The following is a 14779-nucleotide window of genomic DNA, read 5'->3' as shown; positions in this document are numbered from 1 at the left end:
GCGCGGGCCACCACGCCGCGGCGGACCAGCAGCCGGCCGAGCGCCGCCCGGTCGGCGCCGCGCAGCTGGGGGAGCAGGTCGAGGACCAGGTCGTCGAGCGGTGCCGGCGCGGCCTCCAGGCCGGCGAGCGCGTCGGCGCCGTCCTCGTCGTCGTCGAGGGCGGCGAGGACCAGCGGGGTCAGCTCGGTGCGGCGGCGCTCGTCACGCTCCTGCCGGCGGCCGCGGCGGGCGTGCTCGACCGCGACCGCGGCCAGCAGCAGCAGGACGACGCCGGTGAGGACGAGCGTGGCGACGACGGCCGCCGCCGACAGGGTGCTCACGCGCCGAGGCTGCCCGGGGGCAGGGCGGCCGTGACCCGGCTGACCAGCTCCCGCGGGCTGAACGGCTTGACCACGTAGTCGGTGGCGCCGGCGACGAAGCCGCGCTCGACGTCGCTCTCCTGGGCCTTGGCGGTGAGCAGGATGACGGGGACGCCGGCCACCTGCGGGTCGGCGTCGGCGCGCAGGGCCGAGCACACCTCCAGGCCGTTCATCCGCGGCATCATCCAGTCGAGGACGACGAGGTCCGGGCGCAGCTGGCGGGCCGCGGCCAGGCCGGCCTCGCCGTCGGACTCGACCGAGACGCGGGCGCCGAGACGGCCGATCTTGAAGGCGACCAGGCTGGCGATCGCGGGGTCGTCGTCGACGACCAGGACGTGGGTCACGCGGGGCTCCGGAGGAGGTGGGGGACGGCGGCCGCGGGTGCGGACGCCGGGAGGCGGACGGTGAAGACGGCTCCGCCGGGACCGGACTCGGCGCGGACGGTGCCGCCGTGCGTGGTCACCGTGTGGGCGACCAGCGACAGGCCGAGGCCGGTGCCGGGCAGGGCCTGCTCGCCGGCGTGCGCGGTGCGGAAGAAGCGCTCGAAGACGTAGGGCAGCTCCGCGTCGGGGATGCCGGGCCCGGAGTCGGCGACGGCGACGACGACGTCCCCGCCGTCCCGGGTGCACGCGAGCCGGACGGCGGCCCCGGCCGGGCTGACCGTCGCGGCGTTGGACAGCAGCTCGGCGACCACGCCGCGCAGCCCGGCGGCGTCGCCGCGCACCCACGCCGGGCCGGTGACGGCCGGCACCAGCCGCTGCCCCCGGCGGGTCAGCTGACCGGTGACGTCGGCGGCCGCGGCCTCGGCGACGGCGGCCAGGTCGACCTCGGCGTCCTCGGGCGCGGACAGCGCGCCGGACTCGATGTGCGCGGTGGTCAGCAGGTCCTCGATCAGCCGGCGCAGCCGCTGGGCCTCCCGCTCGACGGTGGCGAGCATGAGCGCCTGCATCGCGGTGAGCGCCCCGGCGTCGCCGTCGAGCAGCATCTCGATGTTGCCGAGGATGCCGGTCATCGGCGTGCGCAGCTCGTGCGAGACGGCCGCGACGAAGTCGCCGCGCAGCGTCTCCAGCCGACGCTGGTGCTCCGCGGCGCGCCGCTCGCCGGCCAGCGCCTCGGTGAGCGCGCGGTGGGTGGCCAGCTCGGCGGTGGTGTCGCGGAGCATGAGCACCAGCTCGGTCTGCACCGTGCCGTCGGGGGCGGTGGCCGGCACCGGCGGGGAGCTGGCCGCCGACACCGGGACACGGGTGCCGTCGGCGTGCCGCAGCCAGGTGTCCACGGCCAGGTCGGTCTGCCCGTGCAGCGCCCGCTCGACGAGGTCGGCGAGCTCGGCGCCGACCAGCCCGTCGGCGACCGCGGTCGAGGCGACGTCCCGGCCGAGCAGGTCGGCGGCCGCGCGGCCGGTCAGCCGGGCCAGCGCCGCGTTGACCCGGCTCACGGCGGTCGGCCGGGCGGCGGCGCCGACCAGCAGTGCCATGGGCGTCGGGGCGGCGTCGAACGCCGTCCGGAACCGCTGCTCGCTGCTGGTGAGCGCGGCGTCGCTGACCCGGGCCCGGACGACGTCGCGGCAGGTCAGCAGCACCGTGGGCGCCCCGTCGGGGGCGGCGAGCGGCGCGGCGGCCAGCTCCCACACGGCGGTCGGTGCGCCGCTGACCTCCGCGTAGTCGACGACGAACTCCGCCTGCTCGGGGCGGCCGGCCAGCGCGGCGCCCACCAGGGCGTCGACGTCCTCGGCGAAGGAGGACAGCACGACCTCGCGGACCGTGCGGCCGAGCACGTCGCCGGCGGTCAGGCCGCGGCGGGTGAGCCAGGGACCGTGGCAGAGGACGAACCGGTGGCCGGCGTCGAAGACGCAGACCGTCAGGTCGGGCACCTGGTCGGCCAGGGGGGGCAGCGCCGCCAGCCAGTCCGGCCGCTCGCGGCCGGGGGCGGTGGTCACGAGGCGCGCCGGAGGGGGGCGGCGACGTCGGCGAGCCCCGAGGTCAGTGCGGCCGCGGTGGTCGTGAGCCGGTCGGCGAGCCGGGCCAGGCCCGGGGCGCCGGGGGTCCCGGCCCGCTCCTCGACGGCGGCGGCGAGCGCGGCCAGCCCGTCGGCACCGAGGGTGCCGGCGCTGCCCCGCAGGGCGTGGGCGGCCGCGGCGACCGCCGCACGGTCGTCGGCGGCGACGGCCGCGGCCAGGTCGGTGACCAGGGCCGCCGTCCGGTCGCGGAAGGTGGTCAGCAGCGAGGCGCGCACGGGCGCGGCCTCCTCGGGGTCGACGTCCTCGAACAGCTCGTCGAGGCGGGCGCGGACGGCGGACAGGTCGTCGTCGACCGGGGTGCCGGGCGGGGCCGGCCGGGCAGCGGGGGCAGCGGCGCCGAGCTGGTCGAGCACGGCCTGCAGCTCCCCGGGGGTCCAGGGCTTGGGCAGGAAGCCGTCCATGCCGGCCTCCCGGTAGCGGGCGCGGTCCTCGTGCAGCGCGCTGGCGGTCAGGGCGACGACCGGGATCCGCGGCCGGCCCGTGGCGGCCTCCTCCGCGCGGATCCGCCGGGTGGCCTCTAGGCCGTCCAGGACCGGCATGTGGCAGTCCATGAAGACGGCGTCGTAGCCGCCCCGGCGGACCGCCTCGACCGCCTGCACGCCGTCGGGGACGACGTCGACGGTCAGGCCCTGGGCCTCGAGGGTGAGGCGGGCGACGACCTGGTTGACCTCGTTGTCGTCGGCGACGAGCACCCGCAGGTCGGCGAGGGTCTGGGTGCGCCCGGCCGGGACGTCGGCGGGCCGGGTCCCGGGCCGCGCCTCGGGCAGCGGCAGCTCGACGCGGAAGGTGGTCCCCCCGCCCGGCGCGCTGCAGGCGGTGATCCGCCCGCCCATCCGCTCGACGAGGCCGGCGGTGATGGTCAGTCCCAGCCCCGTGCCGCCGAACCGGCGGGTGGTGGAGGCCTCGGCCTGGGCGAAGGGCGTGAACAGCCGGCCCAGCTGCTCGCCGGTCATGCCGATGCCGGTGTCGGTGACGGTGAGGACGACGGAGTCGGCGTCGCCGTCCACGGTGAGCGTGACCCCGCCGGACTCGGTGAACTTCACCGCGTTGGACAGCAGGTTGCCCGCCACCTGGCGCAGCCGGACCGGGTCGCCGGTGCGGTGCGGGACCAGCCCGGGAGCCGGCGCGACGACGAGGGCGAGCCCACGGTCGGCCGCGGCCGCGCGCACCGGCAGCGCCGCCTCGTCGAGCACCTCGCGCAGGTCGAGGGCGACCTCCTCGAGCTCCACGGCGCCGGCCTCGACCTTGGCGCTGTCGAGGACGTCGTTGACGATCCGGAGCAGCGCGCGGCCTGACCGGTCGGCTGCCCCGGCCCAGGCGCGCTGCCGCTCGTCGAGGTCGGTGTCCAGCAGCGCGGTGGTCAGGCCGAGGACGCCGTTGAGCGGCGTGCGGATCTCGTGGCTCATCGCGGCGAGGAACGCGGACTTGTGCGCCCGGGCCTGCTCGGCGAGGCGGGCGTGCTCGTCGGCGCGGGCGCGGGCCTGCTCGAGACCGGCGATGAGGCGCTGCCGCTCGTCGCGGTGCAGGGCGATGACGAGCGCCACGATCCCGGCGACGACGACGTAGGACTGGGCCAGGCCCGCGCGCAGCCAGGGGTCGCCGACGGCGAAGGGCCCGCGGCCGACGAGCGTCATGGCGACGACGAGGACGCCGGCGAGGGTGACGTACCCGGCGGCGACGGTCGGGTCGAAGCGCAGCGCCAGCCACATGCCGAAGGGCAGCAGCGCGAACGCCAGCGGCACGGGCGTGTGGACGCCGAGCACGACGACGTAGGCGGCGGTGGTGAGCAGGGTGAGGCCGGCCAGCTCGACGAGCCGTCTGCGGCCCAGCGGCTCGTGGACGGTGCGCGGGTCGAGCAGCACGAGGGCCAGCGGGGCGAAGACGAGGATGCTCGCCGCCGTGCGCACGGTCCAGGTGCCCATGGCGGGCAGCAGGGCGGCCCCGTCGAGCAGCCACAGGCCCACCGGGCCGATGGCGGCCGTGGCCAGCGCCGCACCCAGCGCGGCGACCGTGAGCGCGCCGAGGTCGGTCGACCGGCGCAGCCGCCAGACGGCGGCGCCCCACCGGCGCTGCAGGCCGGCGAACAGCGCGCAGGCCACCACCGCCTGGACGGCGTTGGCGATCCCGAGCACCGCGGCCGCGGCCGGCTCGACACCGGTCGTGGCGTTGACCAGGCCGGCGACGACGGTGAGCACGGCGGTGTCGACCACCAGCCGGCGGCGGTGCGCCCAGGAGGCGGCCAGCCACAGCCCCCCACGGCTGCCGCGGGCCAGACGAGCGAGAGTTGGGAGCCCTCGAGCCGGGTCGCCCGCCCGAGCAGGCTCGCGGCCGCGTGGACGGCCGCCGCGCCGAGCGTGACGGCGGGCCAGGGCAGGCGCCCGGCGAGGCCCCGGGGATCCCTGGGGCGGCTGTGACTCACGGGACGACCATCGGCAGGGGGACGGTCGAGGTGAAGCGTCGTGTCCAACCAGATGACGAACTGCCCGACGACCGTCGCGCGCCTGTCGACAAGTGCCCCGGGGTGGATCCCACCGACCGGGGACCGGCGCACCCGGAGGTGGGACGACGGTCCGGGATCCCAGGGGCTGGTCCGCGGCTGGACCCGCCCCCGGGCGCGAGACCGGCGGTCTCGTGGCGATCAGCCGTCGATGGCCACGAGACCGCCGATCCCGACGGTGGGTGTCAGCCCTGGCGGGCGGCGTTGGCCTGGACGGCGGTGCTCACCCACTGCGCCAGCCCCGGCGCGCGCTGCTCGTAGTGCGCCGTGAACCGCTCGTCCTCGACGTACATCCGGCCGATGCCGGCGTGCATCTCCGGCGAGCAGTCGTAGAAGTTGCGGCTGATCTGCTGCCGCGCCTCCTCGGCGAGGTCCATGGCCTGCGGCGAGTCGGGCGCGACGCCGGCTCGCAGTGCCGCGGCCATCCGCGCCTCGACGTCCTCACCCTCGGCCTTGACCCGCACCCAGTCGTCCTTGGTGTAGGCGCGGGTCCGCCGCTGGGACTGCGCCCAGGCCTCGGTGTCGCCCCAGCGCTGCTCGGCCTCCGCCTCGTACTCCTCGGGGAGCCAGTCCCCGAACAGCTCGAACTTCTCCTCCGGGGTCAGGTCGATCCCCATGTGCCGTGCCTCCATCTCCTTCTCGACGGCCGCGACCATCGCCTGCGTCCGTCCCAGCCGGTCCTGCAGCAGCCGGTGCTGCCGGCGCAGGTGCTCGGCGGGGTCGGCGGACGGGTCGTCCAGCAGGGTCGCGACCTCCTCGAGGGCGAACCCGAGCTCGCGGTAGAGCAGCACCTGGTGCAGCCGGCCCAGGTCCGCCGCCGAGTAGCGGCGGTACCCGGCCGCGGTGCGGCCCGACGGCGACAGCAGGCCGATGCGGTCGTAGTGGTGCAGCGTGCGCACCGTGACCCCGGCCAGTGCGGCCACCTCTCCCACGTTCACGCGGTCCTCCCTCCCTGACGCCGTCGAGTGCACAGCCTGACGTCGCGTCAGGGTCAAGCACGTTCCCGGACGGCGGGGGAGCCGTGCCGGTGTGAGGATGCCGGGGTGGCTGCTCCGGACGACCTCGCCGCTGCCGACCGGGTCTCGCCCGAGGACCCCTTCCCGCGGCAGCGGGTGAGCGTGCGCGGGACGGAGATGGCCTACGTCGACGTCGGTGAGGGCGATCCGATCGTCTTCCTGCACGGCAACCCGACGTCGTCCTACCTGTGGCGCAACGTCATCCCGCACGTGCAGCACCTGGGCCGCTGCCTCGCGCCGGACCTGGTCGGGATGGGGGAGTCGGGCAAGCTCCCCGACCCGCACCGCGGCACCTACTCCTTCGCCACCCACGCCGCCCACCTGGCCGGCTTCCTCGAGGCCGTGGGCGTCGAGCGGCGGGTCACCCTCGTCCTGCACGACTGGGGGTCGGCGCTCGGCTTCGACTGGGCCCGGCACCACCCCGAGTCGGTGCGCGGCCTGGCGTTCACCGAGGCGATCGTCAGCCCCCTGACCTGGGCCGACTGGCCGGCCGACGCGCGCAGCATCTTCCGCACCATGCGTGGCGTCGACGGCGAGGTCGTGGTGCTCGACAAGAACGTCTTCGTCGAGCGCATCCTCCCGGCCTCGGTGCTGCGCGGGCTGAGCCCGGAGGCGCACGAGCGCTACCGGCAGCCCTTCCGCGAGCGCGGGGACCGCTGGCCGACGCTGGAGTGGCCCCGGCAGCTGCCGATCGAGAACGTGCCGCCGCTGGTCCGCGACGTCGTCGCCCAGTACGGCTACTGGTTGCGCACCAGCGCCGTCCCCAAGCTGTTCCTGAACGCCGAGCCCGGATCGATCCTGACCGGCCGCCCGCGGGCGCTGGTCCGCAAGTGGCCCTCGGTCACCGAGGTGACGGTGCCGGGTTCGCACTTCGTCCCCGAGGACTCGCCGCACGAGATCGGCCGCGCGCTGGCCGGCTGGATCCCGACCCTGCCCTGAGCCGTCCCGGCGGCGGCGGTCAGGTGTCGGCGCGGGCGCGGGCCAGGTAGACCGACGGCGGCACGCCCACCACGGCGCGGAAGTCGCGGCTGAAGTGGGCCTGGTCGAACCAGCCCAGCGACGCTGCCAGGCCGGCCAGGTCGTCGACCCCGCCGGCGTCGATCGTGGCCGCGGCGTCCTGCAGCCGGTAGCGCGCCAGCACGGCCTTGGGGCTGACGCCGACGGAGCCGGCGAACAGCCGCTGCAGGGAGCGGGTGCTGGTGGCGGCGAGCGCGGCGACCTGGTCGACCCGGACCAGCGTGCGGTCGGCGGCCATCCGCTCCATCAGCGCCTGCAGCTCCAGGTGGGCCGGCGCCGGGTCCGGGGCCAGCGGCGCGAGCGCGGCGTCGAGGACGGCGGCCCGGGCGTCGTCGTCCTCCTCGGCCAGGACGGCGTCCAGCAGCGCGCCCGGGTCGAGGCGGGGGTCGGAGAGTGGGGCGGTGCTGTCGCGGGCCGGCTGCCGCCCGCCGAAGGCGACCCAGCCGCCGGGCCGGAACTTCGCCGCCGTCACCCGGCCGGCGCCGACCAGGTCGACGGTGAACCGGCGGGTGACCACGCCGTGCAGCAGGACCGCCGGCAGCGCGACGCCGAACCGGGGCTCGGTGCCGGTCTCGACCGACAGGTTCACGCTCGGGTGGCTGAGCACCTCCGAGCGGAACGGCGGCAGGCCCGTCCGGTCCCAGCGCACCGACCAGTAGCGCTCGACGAAGGGTTCCAGCGCCGGGTGCACCGGGGCGTCGCGGCGCAGGGCGGTGACCCGGGCGGTCGCCGCGGGCCGCAGCACGCCGCGGGTCGTCGGGGCTGTCGCGTTCGTCCAAGACGCCACGGCCGGAGCGTAGGCAGGCTGGCCGACATGGCGATCACGAACGGCCGTCCCGACGGCTACACCACCCTCACCCCGTTCCTCGTCTGCTCCCCGGCCGGCGAGGCGATCCGCTTCTACGGCGAGGTGTTCGGCGCCACCGTGGTCAGCCGCATGGACGGGCCCGACGGGACCGTGCCGCACGCCGAGCTCGACCTCGGCAGCGGCCGGCTGCAGCTCGGCGACCCGGCCGAGCAGTACGGGCTGGTCGCGCCGGCCCGCGAGGGCGACCGGGTGAGCAGCTCCACCTGCATCTACGTCGCCGACGTCGACGCGGTGTTCGCCGCGGCGGTCGAGCGCGGCGCCACCGTGCGCGAGGAGCCGGCCACCTTCGTCACCGGCGACCGCTTCGCCTCGATCCACGACCCGTTCGGCCACCGCTGGGCGATCATGACCCGCGTCGAGGACGTCAGCCCGGAGGAGACCGAGCGCCGGCTGTCCGAGTGGGCCTCCTCCGGCGGCCTCTGACCGTGCTGGGCCGGCCCCGCGTCAGGGTCCCGCCGCGAGCCTGCGGGTGGCGGGGGGACGCGGGGTCCTTCCGCTAGTCGAGGGCGCGGCGGCGGAACCCGACCAGGCCCAGGACCCCGAAGAGCACCAGGAACCCGGCCAGCGCGGCGGCGCACAGCCCGAGCGGCAGGTGCGGCACGTCCGGCGCCATCTCCGCCCGCAGCGCCTCGCTGACGTAGGTGAGGGGGTTGAACGCGCACACCACCTGGAACCAGCGCAGCTGCTCCAGCGCCGGCCACGGGAACTGGGTGGAGCCGGTGAACAGCAGCGGGGTCAGCACGACGGCGAAGACGACGTTGATCCGGTTCGGCTTCACGAACGTGCCCATGACCATCCCCATGGACGCGCCGACCAGCGACCCGAGCACGAGGAAGGCGGCCAGCAGCGGGACGTCGGACCAGGTCACTGGCAGCGAGCCGAGCACCCACCAGCTGATCGGGAACATGACCAGCGCGGCCACCAGCGCCCGCAGCGTCGAGAACACGATCTTCTCGACGGCGACCAGCGCGGTGGGCAGCGGCGCGAGCAGCCGGTCCTCGATCTCCTTGGTGAACGAGAAGTCGATGACCAGCGGGAACGCGGTGTTCTGCAGCGCGGTGAGGAAGGCGGCCAAAGCGACGACGCCGGGCAGCAGCACGTCGGCGTACGTGGTCGACGTGAAGCCGAGCTCGGTGAGCACCTTGCCGAAGACGAACAGGAGGAAGACCGGCTGGAGCACCACCTGCAGGATGAAGGTGAGGAACTCGCGGCCGGTGACGAAGACGTCGCGCCACAGCAGCGCGGTGAAGGCCCGCCACACGCTGGGCCGGGCGGTCCGCGGCGCCACCTCGGTGGCCGGTGGGAGCGGGGCCGCGGCCCGGGTGGTCTCCGTGCTCATCGCAGCTCCCGTCCGGTCAGGCTGAGGAAGACGTCCTCGAGGCTCGGCTCGCCGATCCGCACGCCGGTCAGCCGGGCGCCGCGGGCGACCAGCGCCTCCGACACCGGGCCGACCGTCGTCGCGGCGTCGGCGGAGAGGTACAGCCGGGCCCGCAGGCCGCCCGCGTCGGTGACCGGCTCCACCCGCTCGGTCTGCGGCAGGGCGCCGAGGGCGGCGAGCACCGCCTCGTCGCTGTCGTCGGGTGCGCGCTCGACGTCGACGTCGAGGGTGGCGCTGCCCGGCAGCGAGCGGGTGAGCGCGCCCGGTGTGTCCAGCGCGAGCAGCCGGCCGTGGTCCATGATCCCGACCCGGTCGGCGAGGGCCGCCGCCTCCTCCATGTCGTGCGTGGTCAGCAGGACGGTCACCCCGCCCTCGCGCAGCTCGCGCACCCGCTCCCACACGAACAGCCGCGCCTGCGGGTCGAGCCCGGTGCTCGGCTCGTCGAGGAAGACCACCTGCGGCGCGTGCATGAGCGCCCGGGCGATGAGCAGCCGCTGGGCCATGCCGCCGGAGTAGTCGTCCACCTTGTCCCCGCCGCGGTCGCCCAGGCCGAGCCGGTCGAGCAGCTCGTCGGCCCGGCGGTTGCGCTCGGCCCGCCCGACGCCGTGGTAGGCGGCGTGGAAGACCAGGTTCTGCCGGGCGGTGAGCGAGCGGTCCAGGTTGGACCGCTGCGGCACCACCGACAACCGGCTGCGCGCGGTGACCGGGTCGGCGGCGACGTCGACGCCGGCCACCCGCGCGCTCCCGCCGGTGGGCAGCACCCGGGTGGTGAGGACGCCGATCGTCGTCGTCTTGCCCGCGCCGTTGGGGCCGAGCAGGCCGAACACCTCACCACGCGCGACGGTGAAGGAGACCCCGTCGACGGCGTTGGTCGGTCGGCCCGGGTAGCGCTTGACCAGGTCGGTGACCTCCACGACGGCGTCCATCTCCCGCGATGGTGCCACCCCGGGCGGGCACCGCCGCGTCGCTATGCCGAGAGCGCAGCCGCCGCCGCGACGGCGGCGTCGACGGTGGGGGCGGTCCCGTCGCCGGGCAGCGTGCGGTTGGAGAAGGCCTTCAGCCGGGGCGCCCAGTGGCGCATGGCCGACCGGTGCGGGTCGGTGCGCGCGAAGGCGCGGACGGCGGCCGGGTCGTCCCACCACGACACGGTGGTGAAGGTGCGGGCGAGCGGCTGCGCGCGCAGCAGGAGCGAGCGGGCTCCCGGGGAGGTGGACACCTGCCGGCGGATGGCCATCGACGCGGCGAAGAACGCCGGGACGTCGGTCGGCCGGCGCAGGTGCAGCTCGGTCACCAGGACGACGCCGGGCCCCTCCGCGGGGCGGTCGGCGGTCCAGGGCAGGTCGGGGATCACGCGCACGGGAACCTCCTCGGTCGGCGGCTTAACAGGTGTAAAGCGACGATAGCCCCGGACTTTACACATGTAAAGTCCGGAGGCGTGGCCCGCGACCTCCGCTCCGACCTGCTCACCGCCGCCACCGCCCTGGTGGAGACCGCCGGCTCGGCCGACGCCGTCACGCTGCGCGGGGTGGCGAGGGAGGCCGGCGTCAGCGCGCCCGCCGTCTACGGGCACTTCGCCGACCTGACCGCCCTGCTCGACGCGGTGGTCGACCGGGGTTTCGACGACCTCGTCGCGACGATCCGGGCGGCCACGGCGGACCTGCCCGACCCCGTCGACCGGCTGCGTGCCGGGTGCCGGGCCTACGTGCGGGAGGGCCTGGCCGCCCCCGCCCGCTACCGGGCGATGTTCGGCCCGCGGCGACCGGCCGCCGGTGCCCGCGCCTTCGACACCCTGGTCGCGGCCGTGGACGCGTGCGTGCGGGCCGGCCGCTCGGCCAGCCGGGACCCGCGGGCCGACGCCGCGCTGGTCTGGACGGCGCTGCACGGCACGGTCACCCTGCGGGCCGGCGGGCCGGACCTGCCGTGGCCCGACCTCGACGAGCAGGTCGACGCGCTGGTGACCCGGCTGGCGCTGGTGTCCCCGCCGGTCAGCGACGGGACCGCTTGACCTCGTACATCGCCGCGTCGCCGCGCCGCAGCAGGCTGTCGGCGGTGTCCCCCCGGCAGGAGAGGGCCACCCCGGTGCTCGAGCGCAGTGCCGGGCCGCCGTCGGCCGGGGTGGCCAGGGTCCGCTCGATGCGGGCGACCAGCGCACGGGCCACGAGTTCGGTGCCCGCGCCGGGGCAGAGCACCACGAACTCGTCGCCGCCGATGCGGGCCACGGTGTCGCCCGGGCGCACCGTGCCGCGCAGGACCGTGGCCATCCGCAGGAGGGCGGCGTCCCCGGCGGCGTGGCCGAGGGTGTCGTTGATCCCCTTGAAGCCGTCGAGGTCGCAGTAGAGCAGCGCCGCGGCCAGCCCGTCGCGCTCCTGGGCGCGCAGGGCCAGCTCGATGCGGTCCAGCAGCAGCGCCCGGTTGGGCAGGCCGGTCAGCGCGTCGTGCAGTGCCGCCTCCCGCAGCCGGGCCTCCAGCTCGCGCACCCGTCTCCGCGGCGAGGGCGTGCGGTGCGCTGTCGAACACGCACAGGGTGCCGACCAGCGCGCCGTCGACGACCAGGGGGCGCTGGCGTAGGCGCGGACCCGCGCGTACCGGCCGTCGACCCAGGGGTTGGCCGCGTGGACGGGGTCGGCGGAGAGGTCGTCGTGCGCCCGGACGGCGGGCGCGTCGGCGTTCATCACCGAGCAGAGGGACTCCTCGCGCGCCGTCGTCGCGCCGGGGAAGCCGTGCGGTGCGACCTGGTGCTGGGAGCGGTCGTCGAGCACGGTGACGGTCGCGAACGGCATGCCGGTGACCGCGGCGGCGATGCGGACGACGGCGGCGAGCTCGGCGTCGTGGTCCAGGTCCTCGACGTCGAGGCCGGCCGGCAGCTGCGCCCGCCGGGGGCACGGGCCGGTGGCCTCGTCGGGTGGCGTCGAAACGGTCACGGGAGGGGCATCGGCGGGCCCGGCCGGTCGCTCCAGCTCCTCGGCCGCGCGGATCCCCCGATCAGGTCAGGGCGCGGACGGTCTCGACGACGGCGAACACGGCGAAGACGACGAACAGCACCGCCGCGACCCGGCGGATGAGCGCGATCGGCAGCCGGTCGGCCAGCGTCTTGCCCAGGAAGACCGCGAGGCCGGACACGGTGAGCAGCGCCGCCCACGCCCCGACGAACACCGACACCGGCTCGTCGAACCGGGCGGCCAGGCCGGCGGTGGCCAGCTGGGAGAGGTCACCCCACTCGGCGGCGAACAGGACCCCGAAGGAGACGGCGGCCGCGCGCAGGAACGACGTCTGCTCGCGGGTGTCGGCCGCCTCCCCGCCGTCCTCCGGCCCCTCCGAGGCGCTGCGCCACAGCAGCACCGCACCGACGAGGAACAGCACCGCCACGACCCCGCTGACCAGCGCCTGCGGCAGCAGGCTGAGCAGGCTCCCGGCCGTGACCGCGATGGCCACCTGCAGGCCGAAGGCGGTGCCGACGCCGACGAAGACCGGCAGGGGCGCGAAGCGGGTGGCCAGCACCAGGCTGGCGAACAGCGTCTTGTCCGGCAGCTCGACGGGCAGGACGAGGGCGAACGCGGTCGCGACGACCGACAGGACCAGCACTCTCAGGACTCTCTTCCGCTCGGCACCGCCGGGCGGGAGCGGGTGCCTCCGACCGGCAGCGGTGCACACTGCTCTGGCCGAAGGTCTCGCCCACCCACGCCGGGACGTGGGCCCGCTGACCGGGCGGCCACCGCGGTGGCGCGCCAGCATGTCGACCAGCGGACGGGGGGCTACTCCCCTTCTCGGCCGCCGAGCCTAGCCGACGGGGTGCGAGAACCCCGGTGCGCGACCGGGTGAGCCCGGTTACCGTGCGCCCGTGCCGTTCCGTTGACGCCCCGTCCGCGACCCCCTCCCGGCGTCGGCCGGGCCCCTGGCCCGCCTCGCCGTCGCCTGGACCGCGCTGTCCGGGCTGGTGCCGGTCTATCCGCTGTACGCGCTGCTGTTCCTCGACTCGGGGCTGTCGCCGGCGCAGGTCTCCGGCCTGTTCGCCCTGTGGTCGGTGACCGGGCTGCTCGCCGAGGTGCCGACCGGGGTCCTCGCCGACCGCTGGTCCCGCCGGGGCGCGCTGGTGCTGGCCGGCGTCCTGGAGGCGGCCGGCTTCGCGGTCTGGACGGTGGCCCCGGGACCGGCCGGCTTCGCCACCGGCTTCGTGCTCTGGGGCGTCGGCGGGGCCCTCGTCTCCGGCGCGGCCGAGGCGCTGGTCTACGACGGGCTGGCCGCCGTCGGTGCGGAGGGGGCCTACGTGCGCGTCCACGGCGCGACGACGGCGACCGAGCTGCTGGTGCAGGTCCCCACGGCGCTCGCGGCCGGCGTGCTGGTGTCCGCCGGCGGCTACCCGCTGGTCGGGTGGGTCAGCGTCGCGGTGTGCCTGGCCGCGGCCGCGCTGGCCACCCGCTTCCCCGAGCCACCCCGGACGGGCGGGGACGACGAGCCGGCGTCGCTGCCCACGGCGGTGCGCACGGCCCTGCGCCGGCCGGGGCTGCGGCAGGTCGTGGTCGCCGTCGCGCTGCTCGGCGGCCTGGACGCGCTCGAGGAGTACTTCCCGGTGATGGCCCGCGACCGGGGCGTGGCGACGGCGGTGGTGCCGGCCGCCGTCCTGGGCGTGGCGCTGGCCGGGGCGGCGGGAGCGGCGCTGGCCGGCCGGGTCGGGCGGCTGCCGTCGCGGGCGCTGCCCGGTCTGCTGGTCCTGTCCGCGGTGCTGCTGGCAGCCGGCGCGCTGGGCAGCGGGCCGCCGGCGCTGACCGCCGTCGCCCTGGCCTACGGCGTCTACCTGGCGGTGCTCGTCGTGGGGGAGGCCCGGCTGCAGGAGCAGGCGCCCGCCGCCGTCCGGGCCACGGTCACGTCGGTCGCCGGCCTCGGCGTCGAGCTGGCCGCGCTGCTGGTGTTCGGCGCCTGGGCCCTCGGCGGGGCCCTCGCCGTCGCCGTCGTCTTCGCCGCGACAGCTCCCGTCGTCGCCCACGGCCTCGCCGTCCGGCGGTCGGCCGGCCGGCCGACGACCTGATCGCCGCTACCTGGCCGTCCTGCGGGCGATGCGGGCGGCGAAGACACCGGCGGCGTGGCCGTTGTCGATGTTGCTCACCACGATGCCGGGCGAGGCGGAGGTGAGCATCGTCAGCAGCGCGCCGAACCCGCCGAACGAGCCCGGCTGCCCGGTCGAGGTGGGCACCGCGACGATCGGGACGTCGGTCATCGCGCCCACGGTGGCGGCCAGCGAGGCGTCCAGCCCGGCCACCACGACCAGGCAGTCGGCGTCGTCGAGCAGCGTGCGGTCGGTGAGCAGCGGCCGCAGCCGGCTGCCGCCGACGTCGTCGACCCGCACGACCTCGGTGCCGGTCACCCGCGCGACGAACGCCGCCTCGGCGGCCACCGACGCGTCGGCGGTGCTCGCGCACAGGACGCCGACCCGGCCGCGCGGCTCGGGGATCGGGCCGACGGCGGCCGACATCGCCGCGGCGTCGACGGTCGTGGACGCGTCGTGCTCGCTGGCCAGCGCGACGAGTGTGTCGGCGCTCGCCCGCACGACCAGCGCCGGCCGGTCGGGGTGCTCGGCGCGGGCCTCGCGGACCAGGGCCAGCACCTGCTCGGTGCTGCGGCCCACGCCCCAG

16 protein-coding genes are annotated in these 14779 nt (G+C 76.6%); 4 read left to right on the top strand and 12 right to left on the bottom strand.

Features of this window, described 5'->3' with window-relative positions; genetic code table 11:
* The 5 genes from ABQ292_RS23605 to ABQ292_RS23585 form a co-directional block, all read right to left on the bottom strand.
* A partial coding sequence (locus ABQ292_RS23605; RefSeq protein WP_369210150.1) for a hypothetical protein occupies positions 1 to 320 on the bottom strand: 320 nt, incomplete at its 3' end.
* A complete protein-coding gene (locus ABQ292_RS23600) occupies positions 317 to 703 on the bottom strand; it encodes a response regulator transcription factor (protein ID WP_369210149.1) in 387 nt (128 codons plus the stop codon). The genes ABQ292_RS23600 and ABQ292_RS23605, both read right to left, overlap by 4 nt.
* Complete coding sequence (locus tag ABQ292_RS23595) at positions 700 to 2295, bottom strand: PAS domain-containing sensor histidine kinase (RefSeq protein WP_369210148.1); 1596 nt, start codon at positions 2293 to 2295, stop codon at positions 700 to 702. The genes ABQ292_RS23600 and ABQ292_RS23595 overlap by 4 nt, the downstream gene beginning before the upstream one ends.
* On the bottom strand, positions 2292 to 4586 hold the full coding sequence (locus ABQ292_RS23590; protein WP_369210147.1) for an ATP-binding protein: 2295 nt from the start codon (positions 4584 to 4586) through the stop codon (positions 2292 to 2294). The genes ABQ292_RS23595 and ABQ292_RS23590 overlap by 4 nt, the downstream gene beginning before the upstream one ends.
* A 472-nt stretch (positions 4587 to 5058) precedes the next feature.
* On the bottom strand, positions 5059 to 5811 hold the full coding sequence (locus ABQ292_RS23585) for a MerR family transcriptional regulator (protein WP_369210146.1): 753 nt from the start codon (positions 5809 to 5811) through the stop codon (positions 5059 to 5061).
* Positions 5812 to 5916: 105 nt separating this feature from the next.
* On the opposite strand from ABQ292_RS23585, the gene ABQ292_RS23580 reads away from it, so the two are divergent.
* A complete protein-coding gene (locus ABQ292_RS23580) occupies positions 5917 to 6828 on the top strand; it encodes a haloalkane dehalogenase (RefSeq protein WP_369210145.1) in 912 nt (303 codons plus the stop codon).
* Positions 6829 to 6847: 19 nt separating this feature from the next.
* Here ABQ292_RS23580 and ABQ292_RS23575 read toward each other — a convergent pair whose 3' ends face one another.
* Positions 6848 to 7693 carry a helix-turn-helix domain-containing protein gene (locus tag ABQ292_RS23575; RefSeq protein WP_369210144.1) on the bottom strand — a complete coding sequence of 282 codons (846 nt, stop codon included), beginning with the start codon at positions 7691 to 7693 and terminating at the stop codon, positions 6848 to 6850.
* A gap of 27 nt (positions 7694 to 7720) precedes the next feature.
* Between ABQ292_RS23575 and ABQ292_RS23570 the strand changes: the two genes are divergently transcribed.
* Positions 7721 to 8197, top strand: a complete 477-nt coding sequence (locus ABQ292_RS23570; protein ID WP_369210143.1) for a VOC family protein — start codon at positions 7721 to 7723, stop codon at positions 8195 to 8197.
* Positions 8198 to 8270: 73 nt separating this feature from the next.
* On the opposite strand, the gene ABQ292_RS23565 is transcribed toward ABQ292_RS23570, so the two are convergent.
* From ABQ292_RS23565 to ABQ292_RS23555, 3 genes are read right to left on the bottom strand one after another with little or no spacing between them, the layout of a single operon-like run.
* A complete protein-coding gene (locus ABQ292_RS23565; RefSeq protein WP_369210142.1) occupies positions 8271 to 9113 on the bottom strand; it encodes an ABC transporter permease in 843 nt (280 codons plus the stop codon).
* The gene (locus tag ABQ292_RS23560; RefSeq protein ID WP_369210141.1) at positions 9110 to 10078 is read right to left on the bottom strand and encodes an ABC transporter ATP-binding protein; all 969 of its coding nucleotides are present in this window, start codon (positions 10076 to 10078) and stop codon (positions 9110 to 9112) included. The genes ABQ292_RS23565 and ABQ292_RS23560 overlap by 4 nt, the downstream gene beginning before the upstream one ends.
* Before the next feature lie 41 nt (positions 10079 to 10119).
* The gene (locus ABQ292_RS23555) at positions 10120 to 10509 is read right to left on the bottom strand and encodes an antibiotic biosynthesis monooxygenase family protein (RefSeq protein WP_369210140.1); all 390 of its coding nucleotides are present in this window, start codon (positions 10507 to 10509) and stop codon (positions 10120 to 10122) included.
* Positions 10510 to 10587: 78 nt separating this feature from the next.
* On the opposite strand from ABQ292_RS23555, the gene ABQ292_RS23550 reads away from it, so the two are divergent.
* Positions 10588 to 11157 (top strand): TetR/AcrR family transcriptional regulator, encoded by a 570-nt coding sequence (locus tag ABQ292_RS23550; protein ID WP_369210139.1) that lies wholly within the window; start codon positions 10588 to 10590, stop codon positions 11155 to 11157.
* On the opposite strand, the gene ABQ292_RS23545 is transcribed toward ABQ292_RS23550, so the two are convergent.
* A complete protein-coding gene (locus tag ABQ292_RS23545; protein WP_369210138.1) occupies positions 11138 to 12073 on the bottom strand; it encodes a diguanylate cyclase domain-containing protein in 936 nt (311 codons plus the stop codon). The genes ABQ292_RS23550 and ABQ292_RS23545 overlap by 20 nt on opposite strands.
* 61 nt (positions 12074 to 12134) lie before the next feature.
* Positions 12135 to 12734, bottom strand: coding sequence for a TMEM165/GDT1 family protein (locus ABQ292_RS23540; RefSeq protein ID WP_369210137.1), 600 nt, complete (start codon positions 12732 to 12734; stop codon positions 12135 to 12137).
* Between the two features lie 310 nt (positions 12735 to 13044).
* On the opposite strand from ABQ292_RS23540, the gene ABQ292_RS23535 reads away from it, so the two are divergent.
* Complete coding sequence (locus tag ABQ292_RS23535) at positions 13045 to 14175, top strand: MFS transporter (RefSeq protein WP_369210151.1); 1131 nt, start codon at positions 13045 to 13047, stop codon at positions 14173 to 14175.
* Between the two features lie 6 nt (positions 14176 to 14181).
* Here ABQ292_RS23535 and ABQ292_RS23530 read toward each other — a convergent pair.
* Positions 14182 to 14779: AIR carboxylase family protein (locus tag ABQ292_RS23530; protein ID WP_369210136.1), on the bottom strand; the 598-nt coding region annotated here is incomplete at its 5' end.

This window comes from Geodermatophilus maliterrae (assembly GCF_041018925.1).
In the GTDB taxonomy this organism is placed as follows: domain Bacteria; phylum Actinomycetota; class Actinomycetes; order Mycobacteriales; family Geodermatophilaceae; genus Geodermatophilus; species Geodermatophilus maliterrae.
The sequence above is the reverse complement of the archived record's forward strand: the minus strand, read 5'-3'. Positions and strand labels throughout refer to the sequence as shown.